The 20556-nt window shown below is 64.1% G+C and carries 15 protein-coding genes and 1 tRNA gene; 8 read left to right on the plus strand and 8 right to left on the minus strand.

All coding sequences use genetic code 11. The annotated features are described in order from the left end of the window. Window positions 1-43 precede the first annotated feature (43 nt). Window positions 44-2677 (minus strand): TonB-dependent receptor plug domain-containing protein, encoded by a 2634-nt coding sequence (locus tag ENE74_RS13235; protein WP_241241992.1) that lies wholly within the window; start codon window positions 2675-2677, stop codon window positions 44-46. A 268-nt stretch (window positions 2678-2945) separates the two neighbouring features. On the opposite strand from ENE74_RS13235, the gene ENE74_RS13240 reads away from it, so the two are divergent. The 4 genes from ENE74_RS13240 (at window position 2946) to ENE74_RS13255 (ending at window position 9314) form a co-directional block, all read left to right on the plus strand. Continuing rightward, window positions 2946-4091: a DSD1 family PLP-dependent enzyme gene (locus ENE74_RS13240; RefSeq protein WP_127691386.1), complete on the plus strand. Its 1146-nt coding sequence runs from the start codon at window positions 2946-2948 to the stop codon at window positions 4089-4091. Window positions 4092-4338: 247 nt separating this feature from the next. Then, window positions 4339-5610 carry an alkaline phosphatase PhoX gene (locus tag ENE74_RS13245; RefSeq protein WP_241241993.1) on the plus strand — a complete coding sequence of 424 codons (1272 nt, stop codon included), beginning with the start codon at window positions 4339-4341 and terminating at the stop codon, window positions 5608-5610. A gap of 164 nt (window positions 5611-5774) precedes the next feature. Beyond that, complete coding sequence (locus tag ENE74_RS13250) at window positions 5775-8042, plus strand: NADP-dependent malic enzyme (RefSeq protein ID WP_127691387.1); 2268 nt, start codon at window positions 5775-5777, stop codon at window positions 8040-8042. 120 nt (window positions 8043-8162) lie between these two features. Continuing rightward, window positions 8163-9314, plus strand: a complete 1152-nt coding sequence (locus tag ENE74_RS13255; protein ID WP_127691388.1) for a cupin domain-containing protein — start codon at window positions 8163-8165, stop codon at window positions 9312-9314. On the opposite strand, the gene ENE74_RS13260 is transcribed toward ENE74_RS13255, so the two are convergent. From ENE74_RS13260 to ENE74_RS13290, 7 genes are all read right to left on the minus strand, one after another. Then, complete coding sequence (locus tag ENE74_RS13260) at window positions 9292-9873, minus strand: pseudouridine synthase (RefSeq protein ID WP_127691389.1); 582 nt, start codon at window positions 9871-9873, stop codon at window positions 9292-9294. The genes ENE74_RS13255 and ENE74_RS13260 overlap by 23 nt on opposite strands. A 63-nt stretch (window positions 9874-9936) precedes the next feature. Beyond that, the gene (locus ENE74_RS13265) at window positions 9937-11382 is read right to left on the minus strand and encodes a TolC family protein (protein WP_127691390.1); all 1446 of its coding nucleotides are present in this window, start codon (window positions 11380-11382) and stop codon (window positions 9937-9939) included. Beyond that, window positions 11372-12424, minus strand: a complete 1053-nt coding sequence (locus tag ENE74_RS13270) for an efflux RND transporter periplasmic adaptor subunit (protein WP_127691391.1) — start codon at window positions 12422-12424, stop codon at window positions 11372-11374. The genes ENE74_RS13265 and ENE74_RS13270 overlap by 11 nt, the downstream gene beginning before the upstream one ends. Next, entirely contained in the window at window positions 12408-14147 is a 1740-nt protein-coding gene (locus ENE74_RS13275) for an ABC transporter transmembrane domain-containing protein (protein ID WP_127691392.1), read from the minus strand. The genes ENE74_RS13270 and ENE74_RS13275 overlap by 17 nt, the downstream gene beginning before the upstream one ends. 108 nt (window positions 14148-14255) lie before the next feature. Beyond that, entirely contained in the window at window positions 14256-15140 is an 885-nt protein-coding gene (locus ENE74_RS13280) for a hydrogen peroxide-inducible genes activator (RefSeq protein ID WP_241241994.1), read from the minus strand. Window positions 15141-15276: 136 nt separating this feature from the next. Beyond that, the gene (locus ENE74_RS13285) at window positions 15277-16095 is read right to left on the minus strand and encodes a class I mannose-6-phosphate isomerase (RefSeq protein ID WP_127691394.1); all 819 of its coding nucleotides are present in this window, start codon (window positions 16093-16095) and stop codon (window positions 15277-15279) included. Window positions 16096-16207: 112 nt separating this feature from the next. Next, window positions 16208-16294 (minus strand) — tRNA-Leu (locus tag ENE74_RS13290). A 163-nt stretch (window positions 16295-16457) separates the two neighbouring features. Between ENE74_RS13290 and ENE74_RS13295 the strand changes: the two genes are divergently transcribed. The 4 genes from ENE74_RS13295 (at window position 16458) to ENE74_RS13310 (ending at window position 20554) form a co-directional block, all read left to right on the plus strand. Further along, window positions 16458-17384: a complex I NDUFA9 subunit family protein gene (locus ENE74_RS13295; RefSeq protein WP_127691461.1), complete on the plus strand. Its 927-nt coding sequence runs from the start codon at window positions 16458-16460 to the stop codon at window positions 17382-17384. Between the two features lie 74 nt (window positions 17385-17458). Beyond that, window positions 17459-18265 carry an undecaprenyl-diphosphate phosphatase gene (locus tag ENE74_RS13300; RefSeq protein WP_127691462.1) on the plus strand — a complete coding sequence of 269 codons (807 nt, stop codon included), beginning with the start codon at window positions 17459-17461 and terminating at the stop codon, window positions 18263-18265. Between the two features lie 175 nt (window positions 18266-18440). Beyond that, complete coding sequence (locus ENE74_RS13305) at window positions 18441-19904, plus strand: NAD(P)-dependent oxidoreductase (protein ID WP_127691395.1); 1464 nt, start codon at window positions 18441-18443, stop codon at window positions 19902-19904. Beyond that, the gene (locus ENE74_RS13310) at window positions 19901-20554 is read left to right on the plus strand and encodes a DUF2059 domain-containing protein (protein WP_127691396.1); all 654 of its coding nucleotides are present in this window, start codon (window positions 19901-19903) and stop codon (window positions 20552-20554) included. Before ENE74_RS13305 ends, ENE74_RS13310 begins: the two co-directional genes overlap by 4 nt. Window positions 20555-20556 lie beyond the last annotated feature (2 nt).

Here is a 20556-nt window from a genome sequence, read left to right on the forward strand (position 1 = left end):
GCCTGCATCGACATGGCGGAACGATCCCTGCAACCAGACCGGGTCAGAGCTTCAGGCGCGCGGTCGCCGACATATAGCGACCGATCACCTCGTAGATCGGGCTGGCATAGTTGACCAAGGGCGGGTCGCGATCGAAAAGGTTGTTGACTTGCAGGCCGAGATCGAGATTGCCGACCTTCACCCCGAAGCCGAGATCGACATAGGTCCGGCTGGCAATTTTGTTGTTCACGATCGTCAGCAGGCTGTTGTAATTGCCGCCGTCTACATAGCGGACCCGCAACGTCGCATCGAATGGCCCGGTGCCATAGGCGATCGTTCCGGTCGCGCGCCATTTCGGCATCGAGAAGTTGACCTCGCCAACATCGCCTGCCCGGTCATAGACGTTAACGCCATCGTCGATCAGAAGCCGATCGACGAAGGTAGCAAGGGCGCGGGCCGAAACGCGATGGTCGCCGCTGAACGTCTTGGTATAAGCGGCCTCCAAGTCGAGCCCGCGGGTCTTGTAACTCGCCAGGTTGAGGCTGGTTGCGGACACGCTGGTCAGCACGCCGTTGGCGTCCCGCGTCGTGGCATCGCACAGCCGCTGATCGCCGTTGAAGCACTGGGTAACAATATCCTGCGCGCTCAGCCCGCCGATGACGTCGTCGATCTGGATATCGAAGGCGTCGACAGAGAGGCGCAGCCCGGGCAGGAAACGCGGCGAATAAGTCACCCCCAGCGTCGTGGTTCTGGCAATTTCGGGCGTCAGCGCCGGGTTGCCGCCGGTGAAGCGGAACACCGCGACGACCGAATTGCCCCGGAACGGATCGGAGACGTTGAAGATCGCGCTCGACCGGGTGGTGAACAATTCGCCGATGCTGGGCGAGCGGATATCGCGCGATCGCACCGCGCGCAGCAGGATGTCGCTGGCGATCCGCGCCGTTGCGCCCGCCTTCCAAGTCCAGATGCCGCCGCTGTTGCTATAATCCGAATAGCGCGCCGCGCCGTTCAGATCGACTTCGATCGCCCCTTCGTTCTTGACCAGCGGAACCAGCAGTTCGGCGAACACTTCCTTGACGTTGAACGACCCCGCGAGCGGCGCATAGTTCACAACCGAATAGATGCGATCGAGCGAGCCCTGATCGGCGGTGTTCGACTGGCTTTCCCAGCGCGCTTCCACGCCGAACGCCACGGAGATCGGCCCGGCCCAGAGCGACAGCGGCTCACCCCTTATGCTTGCGGCGACTGCGTCGAGCTTGCTGACGCTGCGGAACCGGGCTTCGCCAAAGGCATAGGCCAGTGCCTCGCGCGAGATGTTGCCCTCGCCAAAAATATTCATCGGGCGGCAGGCCGTCGTGGGATCGGTGAGTGCGACGCGGCAGATCGGCTGGCCGGTGGTCGGGCTGCTGACCACGTCGATCGCGCGGTTGAAGTTGGCGACGATGCGCTGATTGCCCAGCGCGTCGTTGTTCCATATCGTACCGTGGTTGTAATAGGCGCTGTAGCGCCACGAGCCACCGAATTCGCCGTCCACACCGACTGCGACGTCCATGTAATCGCGCAGCCCCGACGCCCGGATATGTCCCAGCGGTCCGGCGTCGCCGATGATGCGGCCCAGGCGGAATGTGCTCGGCCCCCCGGCAAGCTGGGCGCGCACCTCGGGGCGCAGATAGGGATTATCGATCGACATCACGAAACCGCCGGCGACCGCCGATGCGCGGATGCTTTCGGCGAGGCTTTCCCGATCCGGGGCCGATATCTGCGCATAGGAACCGTCGGCCCAAACCGTCGCCCAGTCGGCCACCTCATAGGTGACGCGACCGAAGACATTGAAACGGTCATAGGGCGATGACACTGCAATATAATCGAACAGGCTGCGGCTGTTGCCGCCAAGCGTGGAGTTGCTGTTCGTCTGACTGCCCAGCACGATCGGGCTAAGCGTGCCGTCCGGGTTGAACGCCTGACCGGTCAGCGGCCCACTGCGGATCACGCCCCCGGGAAAGGCGTCGATGAAATTGACGTCGCGGGCGAGGATGAGCTGGCCGGTCGCAGTCTGGAACAGTGCCGAATCGAGATTGGGCCGCTCGGTGCCATTGCGCCCGCCCGCGCCGCCCTCACGTTCATATTCCCCGGCGATGACGAAGCGTCCGCGGCCATCGGCAAAGCTTGCGCCATAGGTGGCGTCAAACGTGTAGCGCGCCGTGTCACCGCGTGAGGAAATACCCGAGCTGATGCCCAGCCCCAACCCCTTGAACTTGTCATTGAGGCCGATGTTGACCACGCCTGCGACTGCGCCCGAACCCCAGGCAGCCGAAGCACCGCCGGTAACAACATCGACCCGCCCGACCAGTGCCTGCGGAATGGTCGTCAATTCCGCACTGCCGATGTACCGTCGCCCGTTCAGCAGCGTCAGCGTGCGGTTGCCGCCAAGGCCGCGCAGGTCGATCGAGGCGGAACTCGAAACGCTGGACGCCGTGGTCGTGACGGGCGTTCCGGCGATGCGGAATTGCGGCAGGTCGGTCAGCGCCTGCGCCAGCGTCGGCCGGTCGCCCACCTTTAAATCCTCGGCACTGAGCACGGTCGTGGGAGTGGGCGCGTCAAAGCCTGGACGATCGATCCGAGATCCGGTGACGATGATGTCGGCGTCGCTTTTCGTTTCCTCCACGGGGGTATCGGGTGCTGTCTGTGCGATCGCCACCGGCGCCTGTGCAAGCCCGACTATCAGCGCGGCAGCCGCGCAGCCTACGCGATACGAAACCCGTTTATCGTGCGTCCGTCCCATCATGTTTCCCCCGTTTGTTGATCGTCCCTTGACCGTTGGCCCCCGTCATGTGCAAGTGATAAACATAGACCACTCAATGTTTATGCGCAACGCAAAACATAGGGTGGTCTATGGCTCTATTTTTTGCTCTGCATGTGGTGTGATTGCATTGGCTGGAACGTCGAGGGATGGAGAAAAGGCTGACATGAACGACGATGTGGCGCTGCACGCGCACCTTATCGGACGCCAGGGCGCGCGCGCCGACCTGAATACGCCGGTGCTCGTCCTCGACATCGACGCGCTCGACCGAAACATCGCGGCGATGGCAGACCGCGCCGCGCGCGCAGGCGTTGCGCTGCGCCCGCATGCCAAGACGCACAAGAGCGTCGATATCGCGCGACGGCAGATTGCGGCGGGTGCAAGCGGCGTGTGTTGCGCCAAGATCGGCGAGGCCGAGGTGATGGCGGATGCCGGGATCGCGGGCGTGCTCATCACCTCGCCCGTGGCGGCTTCGGCGGCGATCGCGCGGCTCGCCGCGCTCGCCGGTCGTGCGAAACGGCTTGCGGTGGTAATGGATCATGCGGATGTCGCCATGCGAACAGACGCGGCGCTGGCGGCGGCGGGCTGCACGATCGACGTGCTGATCGACGTTGATCCGGGCATGAAGCGCACCGGCGTCGTGTCGCCCGAGGCAGCGGTCGCACTCGCCCACACGATCGCGACGCTGCCTAACCTCACTCTCCGCGGCGTCCAATTCTATTGCGGTACGGAGCAGCATATCGAGGATTATGCCGCGCGCCGGGCGGCGATTGCCGATCGCACCGCCTATCTGCAAACCGTGCTGGCGGCGCTCGCCAATGCCGGATTCGTTCCCGAGCTGGTGACCGGCGGCGGCACCGGATCCCACCGCATTGACATGGACCTTGGTGTCTTCACGGAGATTCAGGCGGGGTCGTACATTTTCATGGATCAACAATATCTCGCCTGTGCGCTGACGGATCGCGGCGATACCCCCTTCGAAACCGCGTTGGGCGTCGATGCGCGCGTCGTCAGCGCCAACCGGACCGGGCGGGTGACGATCGACGCCGGCTACAAGTCGCTTTCCACGGACGGGGGCGTCGCGATTGTGCGCGGTGGCGCGTCGGCCAAGGCGCAATTCGCTTTCATGGGGGATGAACATGGCGCGCTGATCGGCGATGAGCGAGCGATGCCGCTCGCGCCGGGGGATTTGGTGACCCTAACCGTGCCGCACTGCGACCCGACGGTGAACCTGTATGACCATTATCACCTGCTGTCCGGCGACACGTTGGTCGATATCTGGCCGGTCAGTGCGCGCGGGCGGGCGCGCTGACATTTTGGCACCTCTACGCGGGTGTCACTGCATTGCCATGTTTCGCGTGCTAGATTCCCGCAAAGGCCGTAGCAGGAGCCGATGGTGCGAGGCTATGGTGCCTGAACCGGACGGGTAGCGCCGATTCCGCCGGTCTTCGGTTTCCGGCGCCGGAGTGCAGCATATGGTGATCGATCGCCGAAGTTTCACGGTCGGGATGGCGACAACAGCGTTTGCAGGGCTCGCCGGATGCGCCCGGATGGGCGGCATGGCTGCGCGTTCGGCGGCGCCGTCAACCGCACTGGTGCCCGATCCTGCGGGGCTGCTCGATCTGCCGCAAGGCTATAGCTATCGCATCATTTCGCGCATGGGCGACCGGATGGATGACGGCTATGTCGTGGGCGACCGCGCCGATGGCATGGGCTGCTTCCCTGGCGGCAACGGTCGCGTGATCCTGGTCCGCAATCATGAATTGCAAGCCCGCCATCATGACACCGGCCCGTTCGGCACCCGCGCGGTCCCGACCAGCTACGACCGGTCGGCCGACGGCCGCGCCTTGCCCGGCGGCACCTCGACAATGATCTACGATCTGCGATCGGGCCGGGTAGAGGCGCAATACCAGAGCCTGGCAGGGACCATCCGCAATTGTGCGGGCGGCGTAACGCCCTGGGGAAGCTGGCTCACGTGCGAGGAAGATGTGACGCGCGCCGGGAGTGGCGTCAGCCGTGACCACGGCTGGGTCTTCGAAGTCCCCGCGGCGGCCGGGCGACTGGTCGATCCCGTGCCGCTCACCGCAATGGGCCGCTTCAACCATGAAGCTGCGGCGGTCGATCCCGCCACCGGCATCGTCTATCTGACCGAGGATCGCAGCGATTCGCTGTTCTACCGTTTCCTGCCCGACAGGCCCGGCAGGCTGGCGGCAGGCGGGCGACTACAGGCGCTGGCGCTCGACGGTGTGGACGACAGCCGCAACTGGAGCGGCGCGGCGCTACCACGCGGTACATCCCTGCCCGCCCGCTGGATCGATCTGACGGGTGTCGACAGTGCGCAGGACGACTTGCGTCAGCGCGGACACCGCGCGGGCGCGACCCTGTTTGCCAGAGGCGAAGGCGTGCATTTCGGCAATGGCGAAATCTATGTCTGCTGCACGTCGGGCGGTGCGGCAAAGCTCGGCCAGATATTCCGCTATCGGCCGAGCCGTGCGGAGGGCAAGCCGGGCGAGCGCGATGCACCAGGAAGCCTCCAGAACTTCGTCGAGTCGGATGATCCGGCTATGTTCAACTTTGGCGACAATCTGACCGTAGCGCCCAATGGCGATCTGGTGGTGTGCGAAGATCAATATACCGACGTCGTCGACAATCACCTGCGCGGCGTGAGCAGGGACGGCACCCTCTACACCATTGCCCGATGCCGGTTGCAGACGGAACTGGCCGGTGCCTGCTTTTCTCCCGACGGGTCGGTGCTGTTCGTCAATTTGTACAGCCCAGCGATGACGCTGGCGATCAGCGGACCATGGGCCGCGCCGCGCAGGACAGGCTGAGGTCATCCGAAACGCACCGAACAGGCGCGGCGCCGGCAAAGTCCGCGCAGGCGCATCGCGGATTTCCATGCACGCGCCAAACACTCTTTACCCGCAGGCCGCAGCCGCCTAGTGGCATGCAAAGCGCATCCCGCCGTTGCTGCGCAGGCCCCCGGAGACCGGATTTGGACGACGATTTTCGCCGCAGTGCGCTCGATTATCACCGGCATCCACGGCCCGGCAAGCTGGCGATCGAGGCGACCAAGCGGATGGCGACACAGCGTGATCTCGCCCTCGCCTACTCACCCGGCGTCGCCGCCCCGTGCGAGGAAATCGCCGCCGACCCGGACAAGGCGCTCGATTACACGGCGCGCGGCAATCTGGTTGCGGTGATTTCGAACGGCACGGCGGTTCTTGGCCTGGGCAACATCGGCGCGCTGGCAGGCAAGCCGGTGATGGAAGGCAAGGCCGTCCTTTTCAAGAAATTCGCCGATATCGACGTGTTCGATCTGGAAATCGCCACCGAAGACCCGGACAAATTTGTCGAGGCCGTGGCGTTGCTGGAGCCGACGTTCGGTGGCATCAACCTTGAAGACATCAAGGCACCCGAATGTTTCGCGATCGAGCAACGCCTGCGCGCGCGGATGAACATCCCGGTCTTTCACGACGATCAGCATGGTACCGCGATCGTCGTTGCGGCGGCCGTGCGTAACGCGCTGCTTCTGCAGGGCAAGACGCTGAGTGAGGCGCGATTGGTGACATCGGGCGCGGGTGCGGCGGCGCTGGCCTGCGTCGATCTGCTCGTGTCCATGGGCCTGCGGCAGGACAATGTGACGCTGACCGACCGGGATGGCGTGATCTACGCAGGGCGGCAGGACGACATGCTGCCGAACATGGCCCGCTATGCGCGAAAGACGGACGCACGGCTTTTGCCGGACGTGCTGACCGGCGCAGATATTTTTCTCGGCCTCTCCGCGCCACGCGTCCTGAAGCCGGAATGGCTGGCGATGATGGGACCAAAGCCGGTCATCTTCGCGCTCGCCAACCCCGAGCCGGAAATCCTGCCCGATGTGGCGAAAGCGCACCGGCCCGACGCGATCGTCGCGACCGGGCGGTCGGACTATCCCAATCAGGTCAACAATGTACTGTGCTTCCCCTATATTTTTCGTGGGGCGCTGGACGCGGGGGCGACCGAAATCAACGAAGCGATGAAGATCGCTGCGGCGGAAGCGATTGCCGATCTGGCGCGCCTGCCCGCTGACGAAAGCGTGCGGCAGGCCTATGGCGGCGCGGCGCTGCATTTCGGGCCAGACTATATCATCCCCACACCCTTCGATTCCCGCCTGATCCTGCGGATTGCGCCTGCCGTCGCGGAAGCCGCGGCGCGAACCGGCGTCGCCCGCCGTCCGATCGCCGACATCGCGGGCTATGCCCGTGCGCTCGAACGCAGCAGTTGGCGGTCGGGGCAATTGATGCTGCCGGTGTTCGATGCCGCGCGACAGTCAGGCGCCCGCATCGCTTATGCCGAGGGTGAGGACGAACGGGTGCTGCGCGCGATCCAGACGGTGCTTGACGAGGGACTGGGCAAGCCGGTGATCGTCGCGCGTCGGCGGATCGTCGAACAGCGCATGGACGATCTGGGCCTGCGCTGGCGCCTGGATAGCGATGTGGAAATCGTCGATCCCGAAGTGCCCGGCGGCGTGCTGGCCGCGATGGTCGCCCCCTATCAGGCGCTGGTGACGCGACGCGGCATCGCGGCGGCGGAGGCCGAGCGCAACATCTATCGCCGCCCGGCCGTCACCGCGGCCATGCTGTTGCGCAGCGGGCATGTTGATGCCGCGCTAGTGGGCGGCAATTCAGAATGGTGGAGCCAGGTACAGCTCATCCTGCCCGTCATCGAGCGGCAGCCGGGCATTCACCGGGTGTTTGCACTGACTGCCCTGATCCTGCCCGCGGGCGCGCTGTTCATTACGGACACGCACATGGTGCCCAATCCGAGCGCCGAGGAAATCGCCGAGATGACCGAACTGGCCGCAGCGGAAATCCGCCGGTTCGGGATAGAGCCGCAGGCGGCCCTGCTGTCGCACAGCAACTTCGGCGCATCCGGGACGACAAGCGCACGCAAGATGCGCGCTGCGCTCGAGCTGTTGCGGAGCCGGTCGCCCGATCTGGCCGTCGATGGCGAAATGCATGCCGACGCTGCCCTGTCCCCTGCCCTGCGCAACCGGCTGGTGCTCGATTCGCCGTTACGCGACGCCGCCAATCTGCTGGTGATGCCGACGCTCGATGCGGCCAATATCACACTCACCACGCTGCATGCCGCGACCGAGGCGCTGGCCGTCGGCCCGATGCTGACCGGCCTGTCGCAGCCTCTCCATGTGCTGGTGCCGACGGTCACTTCACGCGGCATCGTCAATCTTTCGGCAATCGCGGCCGCCGAAGCGCGGCGCTGACTTGCCGTCGCTTGATGTCGGGCAGACGTTGCCGGATAAGAGCGATTGACGCGAAAGAGTGCCCGGCACCTTTGCCATGCATATGCCTTCTACACATCAGCCCCTCTTCGGCGAGCTTCCATGCATTTTGACCGTTTCGATACAGCCGCATTCCTGCGCGACCACTGGCAGAAGGCACCGCTGCTCGTCCGCAATCCGTGGACGACATGGGAAAACCCCGTCACGCCGGACGAGCTTGCGGGGCTGGCCTGCGAGGAGGATGTCGAGGCGCGGCTCATCATGCGGACGCCGCGCGCGTGGGCCGTGGAGCAGGGGCCGTTTTCCGAACGCCGGTTCGGGCGGCTTGGCAAGCAGCCTTCAACCCTGCTGGTCCAGGCTGTCGATCATCATGTGCCGGAGGTTGCGGCATTGATCGCGCCGTTCCGCTTCATCCCCGACTGGCGGATCGACGATGTGATGGTCAGCTATGCGACCGACGGTGGCGGCGTTGGTCCGCATTTTGATCAGTATGACGTGTTTCTGGTGCAGGGGCTGGGCAAGCGCCGTTGGCAGGTCGGCCAGCACTGCAACCGGCACACCCCGCTGCTCGCGCACGACGATCTGCGCCTGCTTGCAGATTTCGAACCGGTTGAGGAATGGGTCCTGGAGCCGGGCGACATGCTCTATGTTCCCCCCGGCCTCGCGCATAACGGCATCGCCATCGGGGACGACTGCATGACGTACTCGATCGGCTTTCGCGCGCCGTCGCGCAGCGAACTGATCGCGCACTGGGCCGACGCCCTTCTCGACGAACTGAGCGATGATGATCGCTATCGCGATCCCGACGACATGGTGCCGGGCAATCCGGGCGAGATATCGCAGCAGGCCATCGGGGCATTGCACGCCATGGTCACGCAGACGCTGCACGATCGTGATGCGTTCGCGCGGTGGTTCGGTCGCTACACCAGCACCCGCCGCTATCCCGATATCGACTGGAGCCCGGAAGAACCCGTCGATCTGGACTGGTTGCATCGCATGGCGGGAAACGCACTGACTCTTTCGCGCAATGCCGCCAGCCGTTTTGCGTTTGTCGAACGCGCCGAGAACGGCGTGCTGTTTTTCGTCGATGGCGACTGTCACGAATGCCACGCCGAAGCCGCCGTGTTCGCGCGCAGCCTGTGCGCACAGACCAGCCTGCCGATCGAACCGCAGTGGTTGACGCTACCGGCGGTGGCAACGCTGATTGCGGCGCTTTACAACGGGGGTGCCGTCACCTTCGGTTCGGACGACTGACGCGCGCGGTATAACCGTCTGCGTCCTGCCATTGGCCGGGCGCGATTCCCTCCAGCGTCCAGTCGCCCACGGCCCAGCGCACCAGCCGCAATGTCGGATAGCCAATCGCTGCGGTCATGCGGCGGACCTGACGGTTGCGGCCTTCGCGGATCGTGAGGCGCAGCCAGCTGTCCGCGACGCTTTGCCGAACGCGGATCGGCGGATCGCGCGGCCACAGCGCCGGATCGGCGAGGGCATCGACCTGCGCCGGAAGCGTCGGCCCGTCTTTTAGGATGACGCCCCGTCGCAGCGCGTCCAGCGCCGCCGGATCGGGCACACCCTCCACCTGCACCAGATAGGTTTTGGGCAGTTTGAAACGCGGGTCGGCAATCCGGGCCTGCAACTGTCCGTCATCGGTCAGCAGCAGCAGGCCCTCGCTGTCACGATCCAGCCGCCCTGCCGGATAAACGCCCGGAACCGGGATGAATTGGGCCAGCGTCGGTCGGGCGGGCACTGCGCCGTCGTCCGAAAACTGGCACAGTACGCCGTAGGGCTTGTTGAAAAGGATCAGGCGCGGCATCAACGGGCACTTTGAACGGGCATCCGTCGTCTTTCGCAGGTGCGCGCAACGTGCGCAATCCCGCTACAAGCCCAGCGTTGCCACATCCGCGCTGACGGCAACAAGATCGGCATGGGCCACCAATTGGCGATAGGCCGTATCCAACCTGCGCAGTGCCGCATCGGCCGCCGCTTCCTCGCGCAGGTTCACCAGAAAGAAATCGCTGGCCCCCATCTCGAACCGCCGCCGTTCGGCCTGGGCCATGTCCTGCGCCCGGGCCTGCTCGTCGGTAGCGAGCGTCAGCAGGCGGCCGGTAGCATCGACCGCGACGCCGATCGTGTCGATCTCCGCGATGATCTGCTCGCGCAGCGACTGCCCGCGCCGCATCGCTGCTTCGATTTCCGCTTGTGTCTGGACGATCCGTCCGCGCGCCGCACGGCGTTGCAGCGGCACGGTGAAGGTCAGGCCAACGCGCGTTTCGGTGCCCTCTCGCGATACGCCGCCCTCGCCTATTTCGCCGATGTCGCGGGATGCCTCCGCATTGAAATCCAGCCGGGGGAGCAGCGCGTTGCGATCCAGCGCCAGTCGCTCCCGCGCCACCTGCATGCGCAGGTCGATCGTCCGCAGATCCGGGCGGGCGGCCAGGCCCGCCTTGGGATCGGCCGGCAAGGGCAAGGGCGTCGGCAAGGCCGGCGGCAGGTGCGCGGGCGTGGGCACCATGGGCTGTCCGGCACTGTCTCGCCAATACAGCGACAGAGTGTTGGCGGCCGCGGCCAGCGCCTGCTCCGCCTGCACCACCAACGTCTGACGCCGCAGAATATTCTGCTGATTTTCAGTCAGGATGATGCGCGGCCGCAACCCGGCCGACACCTGCCGTTCCAGCCCCTTCTGCCGATCCTGCGCAAGGCCCAGCAGATCGCGAACGACGGAGAGGCGCTGGCCTGCCGCCACCCACTGATTATAGGCATCGAGCGCACGACGCTGCACACCGATGGCGATCAGCAGACGATCGGCATCGGCAAGCGCGATATCGACGTCAGCCTGCGTCCGGTTGAAGCGACGCTCGTCGATCGCCCGATCGCGCAGCAGCGCGAGCACGACACCCGCCTTTATCTCGCCAAGCTGGTTGGTGTAGCTCTTGTCCTCATAGATCGGGAAGCGCCCGTCCGACACACGATAACCGCCGTAGACATTGCCGCCGAGCTGTTCGAGCGGCCGCAGCACCTTGGTTTCGAGCGAACGCCCATCATAATAGCCGGACAGGCGCGTGTCGGCATCGGCGGAAAAAACCGTGTCGAAGGCACCTTCGGCGGACAGGCGCTTGCCCTGCGCGCCACGCACCCGCGCCAGTGCTTCCAATACCTGCGGCGCATGCTGGCGTGACGAAGCGAGAACATCCTCCAGCCGTAACGGGCCGGACGGCACGTCTGCTGCTGGCGGCGCGACCGGAAGTGGCGCGATGTCCTGCGCGAATGCCGTTCCAAGCGATGCCGCCAGGGCGCAGAGGACCGCAAATGCCCTATTTCGCATCGGTCATGTTCATCGTCGCCGTATCGGCAGCGTCACCCGGCCGCTGGAACTGAAGCGGGAAGTCGTTGAGTTGCCGCCACAGCTCGAACCCGACGCTGACGGTATCCATCAGTACCCATCCCCGCACCTTGGCGCCAAGCCGCACATAGGGTTCGCGTGGCCAGGCGGGCCGGTCCGGTGCCGCCTCGACCAGGACGCGAAACAATCCATTGGTGGAAGCGGAAACGTCGATCGCCCGTACACGCCCGTCGAACATGCCCTGCGCGACCGATGGCCAACCGCTGAACTGGATAGCGGGCCAGCCCTCGAACTCCAGCCGCACCCGACGACCAGGACGGATCAGCGGCACGTCGCGGCCATCGACATACAGCTCGACGACACGCTGCGATTCCTCGGGCGCGAAGGTCGCCACGACATCGCCTGCGCTGACCATCGTGGCATTGTCACCGCCCTGGATACGCAGGATGCGTCCGTCACGCGGCGCGCGGATCATCTGCACCGACTGGCGGTTGAGGCTGACGTCGATGCGCGTCCGATCGGCCCGTGCCTGCGCCACCTTCGCCTCGTAATCACTCACCTTGATCTGAGCGAGTTCATAGTCGCGACGTGGCGACAGGCCCTCGCGATAGAGCGACTGCATGCGGGCGACATCCATCTGTGCGACGCGCATCGCCTGCTGCGCCGCCGCGATTTCCGCATCGGCCTGGGCGCGTTCGGCACGCAGGCGATCGAGCAGATTGGGGTCGTTGTCGCTGACGCGCGCAATCGGATCGCCACGCCGCACGATGCTGCCGTCGGTCACATACCATTGTTCGATCCGGCCGGGTACCAGCGCCGTGATATTCTGCACCCGATCACGCGGGTCGAGGGCAATGACTGCTCCGGCGCCCGGTGCGGTCTGCACCCAGGGCACGAGCAGCATGAAGAGGATGCTGCCAACGATACCCAGCATCAGCATCCACGCAAGCACCCGCGTCACGCGCGGTGGCCGGATGCTCGCCAGTGTCTTGAAATGCGGCAAATGGTCAGAGCGGAAGGGCATCACTTGCCTCCTGATCGTCGGCAGGCCGGTCGCCACCCAGGCGGACACGGTCGAACTGCGCGCGGTCGGTCATGATCCGCTGGCTATCGCGCCCGAGCCAGAACCATCCGTCCAGCGAAATGTCATGCGGACGGCCGGAGAAATACAGGATCGTTATCGGCTTGCCCGCCAGAGCGGCAAACACGGCCTGCATCCGATCGGCCGGCACCATGTCATACAGCGCGGAGAGCACCAGAATGCGCGGTTCGGCGAGCACGGCGCTGGCCAGTTTGAGCTGCATCATTTCCACCAATGTCAGCGGCCAGCCGGTAGAGGACAGCCGCGTATCCATGCCGTCGGCCAGCATCGCGATGCGTTGATCCAGGCCCACCAGCCGCAGGGCGTCCATTGTCTGCGTCGGCTCCTGCCCGGCGCAGGCAAGCGCCAGATAATCGCGGATGCTGCTTTCGACGATCGTCGGCCGGTCGAGCACGATCACGTCGCTGCGCAGTTGATAGGTATCGAGCGCCGTGATGTCCGCGCCGCCCAGCGTGATGATGCCACTGTCTGGCTTGATATGCCGTTTCAGCAGACCCGAGAGCAGGCGATCCATGCCCGGTGCCGCGCAGGCGACAAGGCGGCTGCCTGCCGGAATGCCAAAGGCAAGCTGCGCCTGTTCGTTGCCCAGCCGCACGCGCACCGACGACAAAGCCAGCGCGCCATGGACCGGCCGCGGCGGCTGTGCCTTGGGTTCGGGTATCTGTTCCTGCGGAATGGCAAGGATCTGCGACAGTTCCTCGACCCCGGCGACAAGATCATAAAAGCTGTCGAGATAGGGGCCAAGCTGCGCGGCACCGTAAAAGATGCTCGAAAGGATCAGTTCTGCGGCAACAAGCTGCCCGATGGACAACTGCCCCTGGATCACGAGCCAACCGCCCAGGGCCAGCAGCCCGGCGCTGGCAAAAGCATAGAGCATCAGCAGCGCGACACTCTGGGGAAAAGTACAGCGGAAATGGGCGGCATGGCCCTTCACATAGGCTGCGGTCACATCCTCAGAGCGATCCATGGCGAAATCCAGATGGCGGCTGGACTTGTAGAAACCGTTCGAACCGCCGACGCTTTCGAGCCAGTGCGCGGCTTCATATTTTCGCTGGCTGAGCGCCACCGCGGTGCGCATCGCCCCGCGCGACCACAGGCGCCAGATCAGCCATACGGCGAATATGAAGCCCAGGTTGAACGCCAAAAAAAAGGGATGATAGAATGCGGTGACGATGAACCCGACGGTCGCCTGCAATATGATCGTGAAGCCGCCTATCAATAGCGAAGGTATCGCTTTCTGCACGGTCATCACGTCGAAATAGCGGTTGAACAGGTCGCCGCGCCGCTCGTCGTGAAAGAACGGATTTTGTGCGTGGACCGCGCGCAATGTCGTTTCGGCGACCAAACGGGCGAAGAAGCGGCGGCGGAACATCTCCATCAGATGCGTGCGAAATGCTCCCAGCAGCGCGGAGATCAGCAGCAGCACCAGCAGCACGGCGGCCAGAGTGAACAGAGGTGCAGGCAAAGCCGTGTTGGCAACCGAATTGATGAGCATCTGCACCGAAATCGGCGTTGCCAGCGACAGCAGGCCGATGCCGATGCCATAAACAACCATCAGCCGGAAAAAGGCACTGTCCGGACCCAGGATCGGTCCGGCCCAGCCGAAAAAGTCACGCAGTCGCACGTCGCCGGAGGATATGGCCATCAATCACCCACATAATGCGCATGATCCTGCGCAGGCCCCTGAATATAAAGCAATCACGATTGGTTCAAATCGGTAATGCAACAATAATCGATAGGATTTTCCTATCGATTATTGTTGCGCGACAGCAATGACAATATCGGCGAGCCGGCGATAGGCTTCCGCCCGCCCCGCGCTGCGCCGCCACACCAAACCGACTTCACGCTCGATCACGCGCGACGCCATCGGCCGGATCGTGACATCGTCATGATCGCGAATTTCGGACCGGATGTAGAGCGCGGGCAGCAGCGCGATGCCCATGCCCATGCCTGCCATCTGCCGGATCGCGTCAAGGCTGGTGCCTTCATAATCCCGCAATACCGGCGCGCCGACAATCTCCCCCAGCGCCTGTATCTGGTCACTGAGACGATATTGCGACGATAAGGTCAGCAAGCCGCGCCCGGCCAGCATCTCCGGGCTAATGCGCGCATGCTGCGCCAGCGGGTCGTCCTGCGCCATCGCCAGCAGCAGCGGTTCGTGAAAGAGGGGCCGCACGAAATACTGCTCCCCGATCACCGGAAGCTGCGCCAGCACCACATCATGCGTGCCCGACGCCAGATCCCGGAGCAAATCGTCGGGCAGGCCCTCCCGCACATGAAGGCGAAGGTCAGGATGGTCGCGATGAAGCCGGGCCACGACTTGCGGCAGCAGATAAGGACCAAGCGTCGGCGACGCACCCAGCCGGATCGTCCCGACGAGACCATCGACATCGGATCGCGCGACGTCGCCGAGCACCCGGACATCGGCCAGTATCGCCTGTGCATGGCGAAGGATTTCGCGTCCGACCGGGGTCAGCACCGCAACCGAAGGGCCACGCTCCACCAACGTCTGGCCAAGCTGGGCCTCGAGAAGCTGAATCTGGGCCGACAGCGACGGCTGCGTAACCCCCGCGCGATCGGCGGCCCTGCGGAAATTTCCGGTCGCCGCAAGTTCACAGAAATAGTGAAGTTGCCGCAACGTTATGCCGGGAATAGAAATTGCCGGTGCCTTTCAAATCATGGGCAGGCGGCGCTCCGGCGACGCTGCACCCGCAGCATAAGGCGGTCGACATCGGACTAGCAAGCACCCATCCAAGCGACGCCGCGCAACAGCCTCAGATGTTTGCCTGCCAGGCCATGAATCCGGTCGTCGGCTTCGCAATCGTAATAGTGGGGTTGTCCTCAAGCAGCCAGCATTCGCCGCCCTGCCATGGCTTGCCGTCCACCAGCCCGGCACCAGACAAAGGGATGAACCACAGCATCGTCGGCGGAAGCGTCACCGCCGAACCGGCGTCCCACGCGATCATGTCGAGCGTGAAGGGCGCATCACCTTCGGTTAGCAGGCGCAGCGCCTGTCCCGGTGCGACGTTCCGGTTCGGCAGCGGATAGGGTTCCGCCCGGCTGACACGGACGCCTTCGTCCAGATGCAGTGCGCGCGGACGGCCATAATCATACAGCCGATAGGTGATGTCGTTGTTCTGCTGAACCTCGACGAGGGTAACGCCAGCGCCGATGGCGTGGACGGTGCCAGCGGGAATGTAGAAGAAATCGCCGGGCTTCACCGGCTTCCAGTCGATCAGACCTTCGATGCTGCCGTCGAGAGCGGCGGCGCGCAAGGCCGTGTCATCGAGCGGACGGACCGTGCCGATGCCGAGCGTCGCGCCGGGCTGTGCATCAAGAATGTACCAGCATTCCGATTTTCCTCCCGGCAGGCCTTTCGCCCTCGCCTGGGCATCATCGGGGTGCACCTGGATCGACAGTTTTTCGCTCGTGAAAATATATTTGACGAGCAGCGGGAGCGCCCTGCCCTGCGGCGCGTCGAACCACAGCTCACCGATCCTGTCACGTCCGGCAACAGGTCCGAAGCCTTCGGGAAGATCCGTACGCCCCCAGGGCTTTGCAACATATGTGGTCGTCAGCGGCGTGGCAGGCATGGTAGCGTATCCGGCTCTAATTTGCAGCGCAACGTCCTGGGTTGCGCGCCCCCATGCTCTGATCTTGACCTGCTCTTCGCTGCCGGATGCATCGGACAGTTTCCGGCATTCATGGTGCCCAGAAGAGGACTCGAACCTCCACGACCTTGCGATCGCCAGCACCTGAAGCTGGTGCGTCTACCAATTCCGCCATCTGGGCACGGGGTAGGCAGCGGCGGATAGTCGGGCGGCCTTATCCTGTCAATCGCCCGCCAGCGATATTTTTGCGTTGTCCGGCGCGCGCCACGGTTGTTTCGCGCGCGCGGCTGAGGCAAGGGGAAATCCGGCACAACATCTTTCGCATTTGCAATATGGGATCCATGATGCAGGACAGGCTGGTTACGATATTCGGCGGCGGCGGCTTTGTCGGTCGCTATGTCGCACAGGAGCTGCTGTCGCGCGGCGTCCGCGTCCGCATTGCAGAGCGCAACCCCGGCAACGCCGTGCGGATCAAGCCGCTGGGTGGCCTCGGCCAGACGCAACTGATGTCCGCCGATATCACCAAACCCATCAGTGTCGCCCGCGCCGTCGAGGGCGCTTATGCCGTCATCAACCTGGTCGGCATATTGAACGGAAAGTTCGACGCGGTGCAGCGCGCGGGCGCGGAAACGGTCGCCAGGGCTGCGGCCGACAGCGGTGCGCAGGCGTTTGTCCAGGTTTCGGCGATCGGGGCCGATGCGGCCAGTGAGTCCGCTTACGGGCGCAGCAAGGGCGAAGGCGAAAATGCCGTACTGGCGGCCTTTCCCGGTGCGACGATCATCCGTCCATCCATCATCTTCGGGCGGGAGGATCAGTTTCTCAATCGCTTTGCCCAGTTGATCCGCATCGCCCCGGTCGTGCCGGTCATCAGCGGCGGTACGAAGTTTCAACCCGTCTATGTGGTGGACGTCGCCCGCGCCATTGCCCTCGCCACGCTCGATCCGGCGACGCATGGCGGCAAGACTTACGAGTTGGGTGGCCCCGAAGTGCTCAGCATGGAACAGATCAACCGCTGGCTCGCGACCGCAATCGGCCGGTCCAAGTTGTTCGTTCCGGTGCCTGCGTCCGCAGCAGCGGCGCTGGCGATGGTGCCCGGCGGCCCCATCACTCGCGACCAGCTCAAGATGCTGGCGCGCGACAATGTTGTCGCCGCCGATTCGCAGGGTTTCGCCGATCTCGGCATCGCACCCACGCCGATGGCCGCCGTTGCCGACGCATGGCTGGTGCAATATCGCAAATATGGCCGCTTCGCCGGACGGGCAGAGGCCTGACGCGCGCCGATGGCGCCTGCTTTATCCTTACGCCGCCCCGTTCCCAGCCGTTGCAAAGGAACCGCTGAACCGTGATAACGGACCTGCTTACGGTCATCCTGCTTGGCATCGTCGAGGGATTGACCGAATTTCTGCCGGTATCATCGACCGGCCATCTTATTCTGGCGAGCGAACTGCTGGGCTATGATGCGCAACAATGGGCGATGTTCAACGTCGTCATTCAACTTGGCGCGATCCTGGCCGTCGTCGTTCTGTACTGGCGAACATTCTGGGCCGTCGCCGTTGGGCTAGTTCAGGGCAATCCGGTATCCTGGCGATTCCTGCGCAATCTGGTGATCGCCTTCATTCCGGCGGCCGTCATCGGTCTGTTGCTGCACGATCAGATCGAAGTCATGCTGGGGTCGCCGATGACGGTGGCCGTCGCCCTCATCGTGGGCGGCGTCGCCATATTGGTGCTGGAACGGCTGATCCGCTCGGCAACCATCGTAGGCATCGCCGACATTCCGATCCTGCGGGTGGTCGGCATCGGCTTTATCCAGTGCATATCGATGATACCGGGCGTCAGTCGGTCGGGCGCGACAATCATGGGGGCGCTGGCGCTCGGGGTCGAACGGCGCACCGCGGCGGAGTTCAGTTTCTTTCTTGCAATCCCGACAATGCTGGGCGCGACCACGCTGGAGCTGATAAAGAAGCGCGACGTCCTGTTTTCCGGGGGCGTAAACTGGGGCGATATCGGCGTAGGCTTCGTTGTCGCGTTCGTCGTCGCGGTGCTCGTCATCAAATGGTTCGTCGGCATCGTGTCAAAGCATGGCTTCGCACCCTTCGCCTGGTATCGAATCATTGCCGGCACCGCCGCGGTGATATGGCTTATCATGAGATAGGACCGGAACGGATACATTATTTGAAATAATGTTACGGCGCCGTGCCCGTTTCGTTCATTCTCAGCGAGATATAGGTCAGTTTACCTGACTTAAATGCCGAAAAGCGCGTGACTCGGGCGATTTTCGGCATTATGTCGCTCGCGATGCGCCCCGATGGTGCCTGAGCGAGGGATATATGGCCGATACGCCGATGCTGAAGTTCGTCACCAAGGGACAGCTTTATCCCCCAAAGCGCGATGCAGGTACGCGTGCGTCGGATTTCCAGGAAATCAGCAGCAGCTTTCCCGTCCCCGATGCGGAGGAACAGGCCTCGCGCTGTTCGCAATGCGGCGTGCCTTATTGCTCTACCCATTGCCCCCTGCACAATCACATTCCCGACTGGCTCCGCCTGACGGCCGAGGGCCGGTTGCGCGAAGCCTATGAACTGTCCAACGCGACCTCGACCATGCCGGAAATCTGCGGGCGCATCTGTCCGCAGGATCGCCTGTGCGAGGGCAATTGCGTGATCGAGTTTTCGGGCCATGGTGCCGTCACCATCGGCAGCGTCGAGAAGTTCATCACCGATACGGCCTGGAAGGAAGGCTGGGTCGAGCCACTGGTCCCGGGCCAGCCGCGCGGTCAGTCGGTCGGCGTGATCGGGGCGGGTCCTGCGGGTCTGACGACGGCGGAATATCTCCGCGCGGCGGGCTATGACGTGCATGTCTACGACCGGCATGACCGCGCAGGCGGCCTGCTGACGTACGGCATTCCCGGCTTCAAGCTGGAAAAGGATGTCGTCATGCGTCGGGTTCAGCGCCTGAAAGATGGCGGGGTCGTGTTTCACGAAGGGTTCGAGGTCGGCCGCGACGCCAGCATGGCCGATCTGCGAAAGCAGCATGACGCCATCCTGATCGCCACCGGAGTCTACAAGGCGCGGGACATTCGCGCGCCTGGCGTGGGCGCGCAAGGCATCGTGAAGGCGCTGGATTTCCTGACGGCGTCGAACCGCGCGAGCTTCGGCGATGACGTTCCCGAACATACCGACGGTTCGCTCCATGCAGCAGGCAAGCATGTCGTTGTCATCGGTGGCGGCGACACGGCGATGGATTGCGTCCGCACTGCCATTCGCCAGGGCGCGAAGTCCGTCAAATGCCTCTATCGGCGTGACCGGGAGAATATGCCGGGGTCGCAGCGCGAAGTCGCCAATGCGGAGGAGGAAGGCGTGGAGTTCGTCTGGCTCTCCGCCCCCATCGCGTTCGAAGGCACCGGCCATGTAACGGGCGTGAAGGTGACGGGCATGCGTCTTGGCCAGCCTGATGCGTCGGGCCGCCGCGCGCCGGAACCCGATCCGGGCAGCGAATACAGCATTGAGGCCGATCTCGTCATCAAGGCGCTGGGGTTCGACCCCGAAGACCTGCCCACAATGTTCGGCGCGGACGAACTGTCGGTCACCCGCTGGGGCACGCTGCGTGTCGATCACAAGACGATGATGACCAGCATGGACGGCGTATTCGCGGCAGGCGACATCGTGCGCGGCGCATCGCTGGTCGTCTGGGCGATCCGCGACGGGCGGGATGTGACCGATCACATGCACCGGTATCTGAAGGCGAAAGCGCGCGCCAAAGCCAGTGCCGAGGGGAACGGAAGGGTGGCGGCATGATGCGATCCCTCGCTTTGGGCATCGCCCTGCTGTCCGCGATGCCGTCGCTTCCAGCCGTGGCGCAGGATGCTCCCACCACGACGCCCGCCCCGGTTGATCCGGCGCGACTCGCGGCCTCACAGACGGCCGTTGCCGCACTGGTTCCTGATGGCGTCTATGTCCGCATGATGCGCGATCAGTTTCCGGCGATGATGGATGCCATGATGGCGCAGATGATGGGGATGCGGCCCGATCAGGTCGGCCAGGCGCAAGGCGAAGGCAAGACGATGGGCGATGTCGCGCGCGCACAGGACCCCGCCTTTGACGAGCGGATGAAGATCATGACGCGGGTGATGTCCACAGAGATGGGCGATATCATGGGGAAGATGGAACCGCGCGTGCGCAGCGGTCTGGCGCGTGCCTTCGCCCGCAAGTTCACGGTGGAGCAATTGGGCGACATGAACGCCTTTTTCGCGACACCATCGGGTAAGGCATTTGCCAGCGAATATCTGCTGCTGTTTGCCGATCCCGAAATGATGAAGGAAATGGCGGCAGCCGTGCCGGAAATGATCGGGGCCATGCCGAAGATTATGGAGAAGGTGAAGGAAGCGACTGCGCACCTGCCACCGCCGCCAAAGCCTCAATCCGCGCCAACTGGCGACAAGGAATGACG

The organism is Sphingobium algorifonticola (assembly GCF_004005485.1).
GTDB classification, from domain to species: Bacteria; Pseudomonadota; Alphaproteobacteria; order Sphingomonadales; family Sphingomonadaceae; genus Sphingobium; species Sphingobium algorifonticola.

Excerpts from the sequence above, each read along its gene's own strand:
- ENE74_RS13240 (WP_127691386.1), top strand. The coding sequence starts at position 2,946 with ATGAACGACGATGTGGCGCTGCACGCGCACCTTATCGGACGCCAGGGC.
- ENE74_RS13245 (WP_241241993.1), top strand. The coding sequence starts at position 4,339 with ATGGCTGCGCGTTCGGCGGCGCCGTCAACCGCACTGGTGCCCGATCCT.
- ENE74_RS13255 (WP_127691388.1), top strand. The coding sequence starts at position 8,163 with ATGCATTTTGACCGTTTCGATACAGCCGCATTCCTGCGCGACCACTGG.
- ENE74_RS13260 (WP_127691389.1), bottom strand. The coding sequence starts at position 9,873 with ATGCCGCGCCTGATCCTTTTCAACAAGCCCTACGGCGTACTGTGCCAG.
- ENE74_RS13265 (WP_127691390.1), bottom strand. The coding sequence starts at position 11,382 with ATGCGAAATAGGGCATTTGCGGTCCTCTGCGCCCTGGCGGCATCGCTT.
- ENE74_RS13270 (WP_127691391.1), bottom strand. The coding sequence starts at position 12,424 with ATGCCCTTCCGCTCTGACCATTTGCCGCATTTCAAGACACTGGCGAGC.
- ENE74_RS13275 (WP_127691392.1), bottom strand. The coding sequence starts at position 14,147 with ATGGCCATATCCTCCGGCGACGTGCGACTGCGTGACTTTTTCGGCTGG.
- ENE74_RS13285 (WP_127691394.1), bottom strand. The coding sequence starts at position 16,095 with ATGCCTGCCACGCCGCTGACGACCACATATGTTGCAAAGCCCTGGGGG.
- ENE74_RS13295 (WP_127691461.1), top strand. The coding sequence starts at position 16,458 with ATGCAGGACAGGCTGGTTACGATATTCGGCGGCGGCGGCTTTGTCGGT.
- ENE74_RS13305 (WP_127691395.1), top strand. The coding sequence starts at position 18,441 with ATGGCCGATACGCCGATGCTGAAGTTCGTCACCAAGGGACAGCTTTAT.
- ENE74_RS13310 (WP_127691396.1), top strand. The coding sequence starts at position 19,901 with ATGATGCGATCCCTCGCTTTGGGCATCGCCCTGCTGTCCGCGATGCCG.